The organism is Gardnerella sp. DNF01198P (assembly GCF_049244165.1).
GTDB lineage: Bacteria > Actinomycetota > Actinomycetes > Actinomycetales > Bifidobacteriaceae > Bifidobacterium > Bifidobacterium swidsinskii.
This window is the reverse complement of the sequence record NZ_CP058382.1, coordinates 511,057-523,868: the sequence shown is the minus strand read 5'-3', so window position 1 is coordinate 523,868 and position 12,812 is coordinate 511,057. Positions and strand designations below refer to the sequence as shown.

Annotated in this window: 13 protein-coding genes; 1 reads left to right on the top strand and 12 read right to left on the bottom strand. The window is 41.7% G+C overall.

The window, feature by feature from the left end:
* Window positions 1–3: 3 nt before the first annotated feature.
* From HXT44_RS02330 to HXT44_RS02320, 3 genes are all read right to left on the bottom strand, one after another.
* Window positions 4–930, bottom strand: a complete 927-nt coding sequence (locus tag HXT44_RS02330) for an ABC transporter permease (RefSeq protein WP_004105077.1) — start codon at window positions 928–930, stop codon at window positions 4–6.
* Window positions 931–1,131: 201 nt separating this feature from the next.
* A complete protein-coding gene (locus HXT44_RS02325) occupies window positions 1,132–2,760 on the bottom strand; it encodes a peptide ABC transporter substrate-binding protein (protein ID WP_004110383.1) in 1,629 nt (542 codons plus the stop codon).
* Between the two features lie 386 nt (window positions 2,761–3,146).
* Window positions 3,147–4,115, bottom strand: a complete 969-nt coding sequence (locus HXT44_RS02320; RefSeq protein ID WP_116440549.1) for a tyrosine recombinase XerC — start codon at window positions 4,113–4,115, stop codon at window positions 3,147–3,149.
* A gap of 85 nt (window positions 4,116–4,200) precedes the next feature.
* Between HXT44_RS02320 and HXT44_RS02315 the strand changes: the two genes are divergently transcribed.
* A complete protein-coding gene (locus HXT44_RS02315) occupies window positions 4,201–4,494 on the top strand; it encodes a DUF6725 family protein (RefSeq protein ID WP_012913969.1) in 294 nt (97 codons plus the stop codon).
* A gap of 23 nt (window positions 4,495–4,517) precedes the next feature.
* Here HXT44_RS02315 and HXT44_RS02310 read toward each other — a convergent pair whose 3' ends face one another.
* The 9 genes from HXT44_RS02310 to infC all read right to left on the bottom strand — a co-directional run bounded on the left by HXT44_RS02310 (window position 4,518) and on the right by infC (window position 12,627).
* On the bottom strand, window positions 4,518–5,603 hold the full coding sequence (locus tag HXT44_RS02310) for a prephenate dehydrogenase (RefSeq protein ID WP_116440548.1): 1,086 nt from the start codon (window positions 5,601–5,603) through the stop codon (window positions 4,518–4,520).
* Window positions 5,597–6,592, bottom strand: coding sequence for a prephenate dehydratase domain-containing protein (locus tag HXT44_RS02305; RefSeq protein ID WP_116440547.1), 996 nt, complete (start codon window positions 6,590–6,592; stop codon window positions 5,597–5,599). Before HXT44_RS02305 ends, HXT44_RS02310 begins: the two co-directional genes overlap by 7 nt.
* 137 nt (window positions 6,593–6,729) lie before the next feature.
* A complete protein-coding gene (locus tag HXT44_RS02300) occupies window positions 6,730–7,137 on the bottom strand; it encodes a hypothetical protein (protein WP_041160476.1) in 408 nt (135 codons plus the stop codon).
* Window positions 7,138–7,180: 43 nt separating this feature from the next.
* Complete coding sequence (typA, locus tag HXT44_RS02295; RefSeq protein WP_064621387.1) at window positions 7,181–9,106, bottom strand: translational GTPase TypA; 1,926 nt, start codon at window positions 9,104–9,106, stop codon at window positions 7,181–7,183.
* A gap of 190 nt (window positions 9,107–9,296) precedes the next feature.
* Window positions 9,297–10,136 (bottom strand): ParA family protein, encoded by an 840-nt coding sequence (locus HXT44_RS02290; protein WP_004110398.1) that lies wholly within the window; start codon window positions 10,134–10,136, stop codon window positions 9,297–9,299.
* A gap of 48 nt (window positions 10,137–10,184) precedes the next feature.
* Complete coding sequence (xerD, locus tag HXT44_RS02285) at window positions 10,185–11,144, bottom strand: site-specific tyrosine recombinase XerD (protein WP_076003142.1); 960 nt, start codon at window positions 11,142–11,144, stop codon at window positions 10,185–10,187.
* Window positions 11,145–11,238: 94 nt separating this feature from the next.
* Window positions 11,239–11,622, bottom strand: coding sequence for a 50S ribosomal protein L20 (rplT, locus tag HXT44_RS02280; RefSeq protein WP_004105106.1), 384 nt, complete (start codon window positions 11,620–11,622; stop codon window positions 11,239–11,241).
* Between the two features lie 68 nt (window positions 11,623–11,690).
* Window positions 11,691–11,885 (bottom strand): 50S ribosomal protein L35, encoded by a 195-nt coding sequence (gene rpmI, locus HXT44_RS02275; RefSeq protein ID WP_004128670.1) that lies wholly within the window; start codon window positions 11,883–11,885, stop codon window positions 11,691–11,693.
* Window positions 11,866–12,627: a translation initiation factor IF-3 gene (infC, locus tag HXT44_RS02270; RefSeq protein WP_012913964.1), complete on the bottom strand. Its 762-nt coding sequence runs from the start codon at window positions 12,625–12,627 to the stop codon at window positions 11,866–11,868. Before infC ends, rpmI begins: the two co-directional genes overlap by 20 nt.
* Window positions 12,628–12,812 lie beyond the last annotated feature (185 nt).

Here is a 12,812-nt window from a genome sequence, read left to right as displayed (position 1 = left end):
CCCTCACGCGTAACGAATGCGCGGATCAAGAGCCGCGTACAACATATCAACAAGAAAATTGCTAAATACAAATATCAATGTCAAAAGCGTGACAATGGAAACAACAAGGTTTCCTTCTCCTTTTAGAATCCCTTGATATGTGAGGAATCCAACGCCATGAATGTTGAAGATCGTTTCCGAAATCATTGCACCGCCCATAAGAGCACCCAAATCCTGACCTAAGAAGGTGACGACAGGTATAAGCGAGTTGCGCAAAACGTGACGAACAATAACAGAGCCTTCTTTTAAGCCCTTTGCACGAGCTGTACGCACATAATCGAGCGAAATATTTGAAGAAATTTCAGATCTTGTAAGTCGAATGATATACGCCATAGACACAGAACCAAGAACCATTGCAGGAAGAAGCAAATCGAAGAATCCAGGATCGTTACTAGCTGTAACTGGTAATATGCGCCATTTAACACCAAATAAGTATTGTCCTACGAAACCTGTCACAAATGTTGGAACAGAAATAAGAAGAAGAGATACAACCAGAATCACACTGTCATACCACTTGCCTTTCTTCAAACCTGAAATTATGCCAAATATGACACCAAATATTGCCTCGAAAGCGAATGCCATAATTGCTAGTTGAACAGTAACCGGGAATGCACGACCAATTTCATCGATAACTGGTTGACCTGCAAAAGTATGACCAAAATCGAGGGTAAGAGCATTCTTTAAGAAAAGTAAATATTGAATAATAAATGGTTTATCTAAGTTATACTCGGCTCGTATTTGTGCAGCCACTGCAGGATTAACAGGTTTTTCTCCAAACATTGCTTTTACTGGGTCTCCAGGCAAAGCAAATACTAAAGCATAAACTAATAATGTTGTGCCGAGAACAACAGGAATCATCTGCAAAATACGACGCAGAATGTACTTACCCATCGAATTCTCCTTGAATTGTTAAAACTTACTCAAAAAACAACAAAGTGCCGCTCCAGCTCAATAGTTTTATTTAACTAGTTTAGCTGGAGCAGCAATTTCGCAATAAGCGATATTAAATTATTAAGAGGAACCAACTAGTGTTACCTACTAACTTTCTAAAAAGTATGTAACACTATGCTGTTTTCTTAATTAGCTACCAGCTTATTTGTGAAGCTGATAGTACAGCGGCATATTCTGCCAATCCATTGTGAAGCCCTTCAAAGTTGGAACCATCACAGCCTTAGCGTTCGAGTAGAACAATGGGACAGATGGAAGATCCTCAAGAAGGATTTCGTTTGCTTGCTGATAGAGCTTAATAGCCTCTTCTGGCTTAGCAGATGCAGCTTTCTTAAGTAAATCGTCGAACTTTGGATTCTTATAATCACCTTCGTTGGAACCATTGCCATCAGCTGCAACGGAAGCAAATTCCTGAGTCAAGTAATTTTCTGCACTTGGATAATCTGGCATCCAACCTGCACGCCATGCACCCTTAATCTGACGCTTAGCGCAAGCATTACGGAATTCCTGGAATGTAGGAATTGGAGTGGTCTCAGCCTTGATTCCAAGATTATTCTTGAGGGAATTCACAACAGCATCAAACACAGACTTTGCATTTCCATCGGCATTGTAGGAGAAAGTAAGAGATCCATCATACTTAGAAATCTTATCTGCCTTAGCCCAAAGTTCCTTAGCTTTCTTTGCATTAAATTCTACGTTCTCATGACCCTTAAGATCAGCCTTATAGCCTGGAGTCAATGGAGAAGTAAATTCGTTCGCAGGAGAAGCAGTGCCATTGAGAATCTTGTTGATAATCACCTTACGGTCTATAGCCATAGAAATAGCTTGACGACGAAGCTTACCTTCTTCAGTCTTTACATCAAAGTGCGGGAGACTTGAAGGAATAGTGAACTGTTGGATTACAGAACCTGGACGGTTGTAAGCCTTAACAGTTGTATCTTTCTGGAAAGTCTTAGTTTGGGTATCTGGAATATTATCAGTCATATCGAGGTTTCCAGCCTGCACATCGCGGTATGCAGCGTTACCATCTGTATAAACCTTGAAAGTTACGCCATCATTCTGAGCCTTACGTGGACCATCGTAATCTGGGTTCTTCACAACTTCAATCTGCTTGTTGTGATCCCAAGACTTGAACAAGTATGGACCAGAAGAAACAGGCTTTTCGCCATAAGCCTTTGGATCCTTGTAGAAGGATTCCGGAAGTGGAGCAAATGCCAAGTAGCCAACCTTAATTGGGAATACAGAATCTGGCTGTTCCAAATCAACGGTAAAAGTATTTTCATCAACAACCTTCAAACCAGAAAGCTGTTCGTCACCCTTAGTACCATCCTTCTGCAAATCAGCATAACCCTTAATGGTTTGGAAGAAGGAAGCACACTTCTGAGCATTCTTAGCGTTAGCGACGAAGCTCCAAGCTTTCACAAAGCTTTCGGCTGTAATAGGAGTGCCATCGCTGAACTTCTTTCCTTTCTTAACCTTCACGGTGTACTGGGTAGCATCAGCATTTGGAGTGATGCTTTCAGCATCCTCATTCACAGGATTACCTTTTTCATCGAAAGTTACCAACGTGGAATTAACCAACATGGCAGGACGAGCGCCAGCATTTTCGTTAATATTTCCAGGGACTAATTCGTTTTGTGGCTCAGAGTTTGAAACGGTAATAATAACCTTGCCACCGTTTGTTTGTGCATTCTTAGCGGAAGAGCCACAGCCACCAAGTAACATTGCCAGCGAGCAGGCAGCAGCAGCGAAAGCCAAAGCCTTATTCTTCATATATTTTTCTCCTAACGTCTGGTAGGCAGGATTGTCATATCACAAAAAAGCCAAACATCAGCTAAAACATAAAAATCCATCCGGTTTTTATTGCCAGATGGATTCTCGCAAGCCAATGACGAGGCCTCTTCGTTGATTAAAATTCAATGATACGTATTTTTACAAACAATGCAATAGTAAAAGAAAATTGAAAAAAATATTGTATATTAGTAATAATTAATTATTTAAGTCTAGATTTAATTATAAATACCGAAAATTTTATTATTTATATAGTAAAATTTATTGTTTTTTATAGATATATGTATATTACAAAAATGTAAATTAACATATTTATTATGTAAAAAACATGTTAAATATGAATAATTGAATGTTTAAAACATTTACTATCATGCACGCGGAAAAGCTTGAGAATACTTACGTTTTAAAGATTCAATAGAAACATGAGTGTAACGCTGAGTAGTATTAAGCGATGAATGACCCAATAATTCCTGCACTTCGCGTAAATCTGCCCCTCCATTCAACATATGCGTAGCAGCACTATGCCGCAAAGCATGAGGAGAAATATCCGGAACATGCGCACTTTTAGCCTCGTCATGCACAATCTGCCTTACCAAACGCTGATCAATACGCTTTCCGCGAGTACCAAGAAATACTGCCTCTTCAACAGAATTTCGCAATAAAATTTCTCGTCCATCTTTAGAAATCCAAGCAGATAAAGCTTTATAAGCAGGAACCCCAAAAGGCACAACACGCTGCTTATTTCCCTTACCAGTAACTTTTATAGTGTGCGAGGAAAAATTAATATCCTGAATATTTAAACTAGTAAGCTCACCAACACGAATACCAGTCGCATATAAAAGCTCCAGAATTGCAGCATTGCGAAGTCCTATAGCTTTCTGATTTTTGGGACACGAAGTTGAAACATTAGCTTTAGAATCAACATTATTCATTAATGATTCTGCTTGATATTCATCCAAAACAGATGGCAGCATATTTTTAATTTTTGGCGTCATTAAAATTTCTGCAGGATTACCGCTTATGTATTCAACATGCTGACACCACGCAAAAAAACCACGCACCGCAACTACTTTGCGAGCCAAACTTGAACGCGCATGACTTCGCGACTCATCAGCCATCCACGAACGCAAATCATCCGTAGTAAGCTCCGAAATATTATTAAATCCGTGCCGATTACACCATGCTAAACATTGCAAAATATCACTGGCATAAGCTTTCTGCGTGCGTTCACCCAAGCCTTTATTAGCACGAACATAATCAATATAATCATCTATTAAACTCATATATTTAGAAGGTAAGCCTAAGAAATTTTCAGAAACAAATTTATTGTTGCTCATACTTAACTCACCCTTCCATAAAAGTTTAAAACAAAACGTTTGCCATATACTTCAGTCACATGCATAATACAACAAGGAGCATGTTATGAACACACAAACACGGAATTTAACTACACTACCACAGCAAATACCTGCAGGCTCGCGCATAGTAGTAAGAACTTACAAAATTATAGAAGACAATAACAATGGAACACAAAAAATCGAGTATCATGATGCAATTGGGCACGTACTCGAGTGGGACGGGGTAATGCTTCATTTACTTCGAGATCCTGCAGCAAACGGCACTAGAGCTGCCGAAGAAATGTTCATTGATGCCAAAACTATTTACCGTTTAAAGCCAATCCCAGAACGCAAATTCCAAAAGCCGCTTAGTCTGTAGAATTGTCTGATAAGGAGCAAGTTTTACACATTTCTCAAGGAAGCATCTGAGCGCAATAGCAGTTGCGAAGATTCGTTGATGTTAAATCCGGAAAGTTCAACAATGGATTCTCCTAAGCGCGCGGATTCTAATAATTCCTGCTGCCAATTGATTTGAGAATCATACTTCCACAATCTGCTATTTGCAGCATCGCTTTGTTGCATACTAGTTTTAGACGAGTTGCGCTGCAAGTATTTATATTCTCTCCAAGATTGAGCTTTAGCAAAAAACTCTTGCTCTAAAGCATCCGCGGTTTCAACATCATTATCTAACATATTTGCAGCAAAAGTTAGCTCAGAAATTACGGAACGCAATAATTTCGCAGTATTATGCCGATTTTCACTTACCATAGCACGAGTGCGTTGAGGATCAGTAAGAGCAACTCGTGTCATATCTCGCCAGGAACCTGCAGATAGTTGTAAAGCAATAGCACGATTAGATTGTTCACATAATACGTTTGCAAGAGCTGTTGCAACAACATGAGGCATATGAGAAATAAGAGCTGCAGAATTATCGTGCGTTGCATCATCCAAAACTATTGCGCGATTCTTGCATAGCGAAACAATCATTTGCAAAATATTTCTAACTCGCCAAAACTCAGTAGAATCATCAACAGTTAAAGCCCACAAAGCACCATTTAAAAGCTCACCACTAGAAGCTTTCCAACCAGTAAATTCACTACCAGCCATCGGATGCGCACCAACGTAGCAATCTTGCAAACCTGCTGCAGCAACCTGATTTCTAACTAAAGTTTTTACGCTACCAACATCGCTAATAGTTGTGCAAGATTTGTCAATATAAGGTGCAACTTCATGCAAAATACTTGGCATAGCGGCTAAAGCATTGCATAAAATCAAAACATTTGGACGAAGTTTAGCTAAATCTTGCACATTGTCTACGCAAGTAATTCCTAAACTTTTAGCTTCGTCATAAGGCTCATTATGACGATTCCATGCATATACGTTGCAATTTGCCAGTTTAGCAAGTCGTTTTGCAAGAGATCCACCAATAAGACCAAGACCTACAATACCAACAGAAAAATTTTGAGAAAATTCAGCATCGTCTACCATAATAATTCTCTTTCTGCACGCATTACGTTCAAATTACGTAAAGCATCAACTGAAGGTTCAACGCACACTCCACCATGAGGTAGCATCCAATCATCCATCACCGGATTCTTGCGTTTATCAGAAGAATACACTGCTAAAACTCGAACCCAATCACCATGTTCAACAACCTCTTGAATCATATCTTTACACATAGAATCCCAAGGAGCAGAATCAACAGTTGCAATAAAACTGTATAAACCGCCTCGCCCTTTAATCGGTCTAGACATAAAGGAAGTCATATTAAGACCATGATCACGCACAACATCAAGCAAATTTGCTAACACGCCAGCACCTGTGCAACGCGGAATAAATGCAATAATTGAGGAAAATGATGAAAAGTTTTCTCGCTGCACATTAACAAAATCTAAAGCCTGATCTCGAGGAGCTAGCACTAAAAACTCAGTTCGCGCGCCAGAAAAATCTTCAACTGCTTCACTCACAATCTGCCTATTGTATAAATCAGCACAAATTTTAGGGCATAAAGCAACTTCTCCAGGAACTAAATCCCTACAAGCAGCAGCATTTGAAGACGCAGTTTTTTCTTTCAATCCACGCTCTTGAGCAAACTTACGACATTGTGCCAACGCATGCGGATGAGCAACAATAGTAGAACAGTTATCGATTGAATCTGACTTGCAAATAACAGCATCAAAACTAATATCGACTCCTACGCGAGCAATACCAACCATATTCTTTGCATCAATTAGTAAATCTAAATTAGGTATTACAACGCCCTCAATATTGTTTTCCCACGCAATAACACCCCAATTGTTATGCTCTTCAATTTCACTAGCAATACTAAGAACATTCTCGCAAGCAATTGGAATAAGTCGCAAATTCTCAAATGATTGTAACTGCTGCTGAACTTTTAAAGCTGCTTGATGAGTAAAAGAACCTTCCGGCCCTAAATAGCATAATTTACGTGAGAACTTACTGTTACTACTATTCATAAGTATTCCTTAAAAACTGTTGCAGTTAAGAATATTGTAATCAAGACTACTGTAAAAAATACTGCTTAATACTTCTTTGTATGCAAAATTCACAGCGAAGTCACGCTTAAATTATTGCAAATTCTTTGCTCATTTCACTATTCAATAACAAACCAACGCTGAGGCATACAAAGCAAGACTAAGTGAGCAACAAGAACGCCGTAAAGCCAAAAATATCCAACATATTGCGAACACCATGGCAACGGTATTGTGAAACCAACAGGTACTAGAATTGCACTGCCAATAAAATCTAATGCGAGAATCCAAGCAAACGCGGAGAAAACTATTGCGTGAATAAGTAATCCACTCCAACCACTACGAGATCTTGCACACCAAGCAGACAAAAACAGCAAAAGCATAGATAATACGAATCCGTAAGGAATGTTATCCATTGCACCGCAGCGATGAGCAAAAGTACCAATCAACGCGCATATTACTGCAGAAACACACGTGGTCGCATACCTGCCCCACGAAGGCAAGCGATGCGACCACGGTTTCGACGACATAATAAAACCTAACGTTCCATTACTAATTGGTATATTGCGATTATCATGCAGCGTTGTTGTTTTGACGACGCTGCTTAGCACGCCACTTATACCATTCGTCACGGCTCAAAATAATCTTGCGCACGCGAATTGCTTCAGGTGTAACTTCCACGCATTCGTCTTCGTTAGCAAAGTCAAGAGACTCTTCCAAGCTCATCTTGATTGGCGGAGTCAAGGTCTCGAGAACATCAGCGGTTGAAGAACGCATGTTAGTCATGTGCTTAGCAAGCGTAATGTTTACATCCAGCTCATCTGGCTTGTTGTTAATACCAACGATTTGTCCTTCGTAAACTGGGCTTTGTGGATCAACGAAGAATACGCCACGAGCTTGCAAACGCTGCATAGCATAAGGAGTTGCAACACCCTTGCGGTCACAAACCATGGAACCATTCTGACGAGTCACAATCTGACCAGCCCATGGAGCATAACCGGCGGAAATAGAGCTTGCAATACCAGTTCCGCGAGTAGCAGAAAGCAAAGCAGTGCGGAAACCGATAAGACCACGCGAAGGAACAGTAAATTGCAAACGAACCCAACCAGAACCGTGGTTGCTCATAGAATCCATGCGACCCTTGCGATCAGCCATAAGCTGAGTGACGGTACCCATGTACTCTTCTGGGACGTCAATCGTAGTGCTTTCCATAGGCTCATTAATTTGACCATCAATAGTCTTGGTAACAACCTGAGGACGACCAACTGTAAGCTCGTAGCCTTCGCGACGCATCTGCTCAGCTAGCACAGCCAAAGCAAGCTCGCCACGACCTTGAACTTCCCAAGCATCTGGACGCTCAGTTGGAATAACCTTAATAGAAACGTTACCAATAAGCTCGCGATCCAAACGATCCTTAATCATACGAGCAGTAAGCTTATGATCCTTGCCTTCAGTTCCAGCAAGAGGAGAATCGTTTACTCCGAAAGTCATAGAAATTGCAGGATCGTCGACATGAATTAATGGAAGCGGCTTTGGATCGTTTTGGTCAACGATAGTTTCGCCAATCATAATGTCGTTTACGCCAGCAACAGCAACAATGTCGCCAGGACCTGCAGAAGCTACAGGAGTGCGCTCCAAACCTTGAGTGCGAAGAAGCTCAGAAACACGGAAGTTTTCAATGGAACCGTCGACGCGAGAAAGACCGTAAGTCTTGCCCTTTTCCAAAGTTCCGTTGTAAATTCGCACTAAACCGAGACGACCCAAGAAGTCAGAGGAATCAATGTTTGCAACATGAGCTTGAAGAGGAGCACCTTCTTCGTATTCAGGAGCTGGAATGTTCGAAATAATAGAATCAAACAATGGCTCCAAATTATCGTTATCTGGCAAACCACCATTTTCAGGCTGATTAACAGAAGCATAACCAGCTTTAGCAGCGCAATAAATTACTGGCAAATCAAGCAAAGCGTCGAGATCGAGGTCAATACCTTCCTCGACAACATCCTGAGCCAAGCCAAGAAGCAAATCTGTAGATTCGCCAACAACTTCTTCAATACGAGCATCTGGACGATCTACCTTATTTACGCACAAAATAACAGGAAGCTTAGCTTCCAAAGCTTTACGAAGCACAAAGCGAGTCTGTGGAAGAGGACCTTCAGAAGCGTCAACCAACAAAACAACGCCGTCAACCATAGAGATACCACGCTCGACCTCACCACCGAAATCAGCGTGACCTGGAGTATCAATAACGTTAATAGTGATACCTTCTGGATGACCATACTTTTCAGCTAATGGACCTGTGTACTGCACAGCAGTGTTCTTAGCAAGAATAGTAATGCCCTTTTCGCGTTCCAAATCATTGGAATCCATAACGCGATCTGGAACTTCTTCACGCTCAGAAAATACGTGCGACTGCTGAAGCATGGCGTTTACCAGAGTGGTCTTACCGTGGTCTACGTGCGCCACAATTGCCACATTTCGAATATCACCGCGAACAGTCATCACAAACCTCTTCCATTCTTCGCGTTTAAGTAATTATTAACATGCAACCGCTTAAGCTATAAATATCGGCTGAAACAGTAGCTATATACATTATTGACAAGCACCCAAATAGGTAAACTGCCAAACCGCACCGATTTTACTAGTGAGCGCAGACAGCTTTTAATCCACACTAACGCAGAACAACAAGAACTTACGCAACAACACCTTTAGCAATAAGCTCACGCGCAACTTCGCGGTACTCTTTTGCAGTCTTGTGTTCAGGAGCAAAAATAGTGATAGGAACTGCAGCAACTGTAGAATCTGGCAGCTTAATAGAACGCGAAATCACAGAGTGCAAAACGCGATCTTGGAAAGCTTCATAAATGCGCTGCAACACTTCCTCACTATGAAGTGTGCGAGTGTACATAGTGACAAGAACTCCAAATACTTTAAGATTTGGATTAATACGAGATTGTACCTTCTCAATTGATTGCATAAGAAGAGCCACGCCTCGAAGAGCAAAAAACTCTGCAGCAAGTGGAATAATCACACCATCAGCTGCCGTTAACGCGTTTACAGTAAGCAAGCCGAGAGAAGGCTGACAATCGACTATAATAACATCGTATTCGTCGCGCACTTTGCGCAATACACCTGCTAATATCTGCTCTCGTCCTACTTCGGTTACTAACTGAACTTCAGCTGCAGATAAATCAATATTTGCAGGAATAATATCAATATTTTCTGTTTCAGTATGACGAATTACGTCGTGAACATCTACAGACGAATCAAATAATGCCGTATAAACTGTATTATCAAGCGCATTTGCGTTAATTCCAAGTCCAACTGTTGCTGCACCTTGCGGATCGAAATCAACAATCAAAACGCGACGACCATACTGACTTAGCGCGCCAGCAATATTAATGGAACTTGTAGTTTTACCAACTCCACCTTTCTGGTTGCACATTGCAATAATGCGAGCAGGACCATGTGAAGTTAACGGCTCTGGTGCATGAAAAGTTTCGTATTCGCGTCCAAGTAAATCAGTAGGCATGTTCCCCACTTTATCAACAGGTATACTCACGAAACTCTGAGCATAAAATTATTTAGCTCGAGGATGGCTCATTACGTAAGCTTCAACTAATGCGTCGGGACTAATATGCGTATAAATTTGAGTTGTTGTAACTGAAGCATGTCCAAGCAACTCTTGAACTGTGCGCACATCAGCACCACCTGCAATAAGATGCGTGGCAAGAGAATGACGCAGCGTATGCGGATGCAATGGTTTGTCAAGTTTTGCACGCTCGCCAGCTTGCGTTACTATTGCCCATGCTGATTGGCGAGAAAGTGCATTACCTCTCTTATTTAAGAAAATTGTGTGCAATTCACGTTTGCCCTTTAACGTTAATTCTGGGCGAGATTTCTCCATATAGTTACGAAGAGCACGAACAGCACAACCACCAATCGGGACTAAACGCTGCTTAGAGCCTTTACCTGTAAGTTTTACAACAGATTCGTTTAAATCAATATCTTCGAATTTTACGCCAACTGCTTCCGAAATTCGCGCTCCAGTAGCGTATAAAAATTCGAGAAGAGCAGTATCTCTAATCGAAATAGCATCGGAACTTCCAAAATTTCCTGCAGCTTCAATAACTCTATTTACTTCTTCAATACTTAAAACATCCGGCAAGTAGTCTGCTTGTTTTGGAGCTTTTACTTGCGCTGAAACGTCAGCTTGTATGTCACCATGAGCAAGCATAAAGCGGTGCCATTCGTGAATACTTGCAAGTCGACGCGCAACTGTCCTAGTCCCCAACCCTAATTCATTCAAAGTTCGAATGTATGATTCAATATCTAATTGAGAAATAGTAGTAATATCTTTTATTTTTCGTTCGTCGCAAAGCCAGCATGTGTAATCTTGCAAATCTGAAGCGTACGCAGATACTGTTTTTTTAGAAAGACCACGCTCAATATCAATATGCGCAATAAAGCGTTGAATATGAAGTGCAAACTCTTCAGGAATATTATTTTCCCTATTGTCAGAATCAAGATTTGAGCGCATAAAAATAATTATAGCTAATAAATAAATTTGTTGATTTAAAAGAAAAAGCCCACCTAAATTGGTGGGCTTAAAATAAAACTCTATTAAAGCAAAATCAGGCTTCAACTGGAGCGTTTACATCAGCTGGCAATGCAGCCTTAGCAGCTTCGACAACAGCCTTGAAAGCTTCAATATCGGAAACTGCGAGCTCAGCAAGAGCGCGACGATCCAATTCGATGCCTGCCAAGTGCAAGCCCTGAATGAAGCGATTGTAAGTGATGCCTTCAGCGCGAACTGCTGCGTTAATGCGCTGAATCCACAACTTGCGGAAATCACCCTTGCGAGCCTTGCGGTCGCGGAAGTTATAAGTAAATGAGTGGAGCAGCTGTTCCTTTGCCTTGCGATAAAGACGGGAGCGCTGACCGCGGTAACCAGAAGCCCTCTCAAGAACAACGCGACGCTTCTTGTGAGCGTTTACTGCGCGCTTTACTCGTGCCATAAGTATTCCTCAGCTTTCTTAAAAATTTTCGATTGCGTATTCGTTTACAAGCAATTCTTACTTGTTACTTACTTAACGAGCAAGCCCTTAAGCTTCTTGCTCTGCGCAGTAGCCAATACTTTATCTTCAGAAAGAGCACGACGCTTACGAGCCGACTTGTGCTCCAAGTTGTGGCGCATGGCGCTACCATCGTGCATCACCTTACCGGTACCGGTAAGACGAACGCGCTTGGACGCTGCGGAATTAGTTTTCATCTTCGGCATTGCTGCCCTCCTTGTGATGTTGATCGGATTGCATAGCATTTACTGCAGCTGCAGCTTGTGACTGAACCTCTTGCTTAGCTGCAAGACGAGCAGCCTGACGAGCTTGACGCTCAGCGCGAGATTCAGCGCCACGACGACGTTGCTCAGACTGTGTATGAATTTTCTTGCCTTTTGGAGCAAGAGTCATAATAATATTTCGACCTTCTTGCTTTGGCGCAAACTCTACTGTGCCACTTTCAGAGACCTCATCTGCAAGTCGGCGCAACAATTCAACGCCACCAACCGGACGAGATTGCTCACGGCCACGCAACATAATAGTTACTTTTACCTTGTCTCCGCCGTTCAAGAAACGAAGCACATGACCTTTCTTCACATCGAAATCATGATCGTCGATCTTGAGACGGAAACGAATTTCCTTAACCTCTGCGACGGTCTGATTACGACGTGCTTCACGAGCCTTAATCTTTTCGTTGTACTTGTACTTACCGTAGTCAATAAGCTTGGCTACTGGAGGCTTAGCAGTAGGTGCAACTTCGACAAGATCGAGGTTAGCTTCCCTTGCAAGGTTTAACGCGACAGAGGTTGCGATAACTCCCACTTGCTCGCCCTTTGGACCAATAAGGCGCACCTGAGGGACTCGAATTTCCTCGTTAATGCGTGGTTCGTCGCTAATGATGACTCCAATCCTTCTAAATACTTGTAAGATGTAATACACCAAGAAGTCCAAGAGCTTAAGATTCACCACTTCATATCAATAAAACGCTATATAACAGCGCAGCAAGCAGCACAAGAGCTAACTTGCGTGACCGAAGTCATGAACCCGAAACCACAGTAGGCTTCCAGGTGGGGACATCCCACTTTCTTGATTACTCAAGCCGAATATTCATTTTACTAGAAGCCTTGACAAAAAAGCAGCCAACACACGAA

Excerpts from the sequence above, each read along its gene's own strand:
- HXT44_RS02330 (WP_004105077.1), bottom strand. The coding sequence starts at position 930 with ATGGGTAAGTACATTCTGCGTCGTATTTTGCAGATGATTCCTGTTGTT.
- HXT44_RS02325 (WP_004110383.1), bottom strand. The coding sequence starts at position 2,760 with ATGAAGAATAAGGCTTTGGCTTTCGCTGCTGCTGCCTGCTCGCTGGCA.
- HXT44_RS02320 (WP_116440549.1), bottom strand. The coding sequence starts at position 4,115 with ATGAGCAACAATAAATTTGTTTCTGAAAATTTCTTAGGCTTACCTTCT.
- HXT44_RS02315 (WP_012913969.1), top strand. The coding sequence starts at position 4,201 with ATGAACACACAAACACGGAATTTAACTACACTACCACAGCAAATACCT.
- HXT44_RS02310 (WP_116440548.1), bottom strand. The coding sequence starts at position 5,603 with ATGGTAGACGATGCTGAATTTTCTCAAAATTTTTCTGTTGGTATTGTA.
- HXT44_RS02305 (WP_116440547.1), bottom strand. The coding sequence starts at position 6,592 with ATGAATAGTAGTAACAGTAAGTTCTCACGTAAATTATGCTATTTAGGG.
- HXT44_RS02300 (WP_041160476.1), bottom strand. The coding sequence starts at position 7,137 with ATGTCGTCGAAACCGTGGTCGCATCGCTTGCCTTCGTGGGGCAGGTAT.
- typA (WP_064621387.1), bottom strand. The coding sequence starts at position 9,106 with ATGACTGTTCGCGGTGATATTCGAAATGTGGCAATTGTGGCGCACGTA.
- HXT44_RS02290 (WP_004110398.1), bottom strand. The coding sequence starts at position 10,136 with ATGCCTACTGATTTACTTGGACGCGAATACGAAACTTTTCATGCACCA.
- xerD (WP_076003142.1), bottom strand. The coding sequence starts at position 11,144 with ATGCGCTCAAATCTTGATTCTGACAATAGGGAAAATAATATTCCTGAA.
- rplT (WP_004105106.1), bottom strand. The coding sequence starts at position 11,622 with ATGGCACGAGTAAAGCGCGCAGTAAACGCTCACAAGAAGCGTCGCGTT.
- rpmI (WP_004128670.1), bottom strand. The coding sequence starts at position 11,885 with ATGCCGAAGATGAAAACTAATTCCGCAGCGTCCAAGCGCGTTCGTCTT.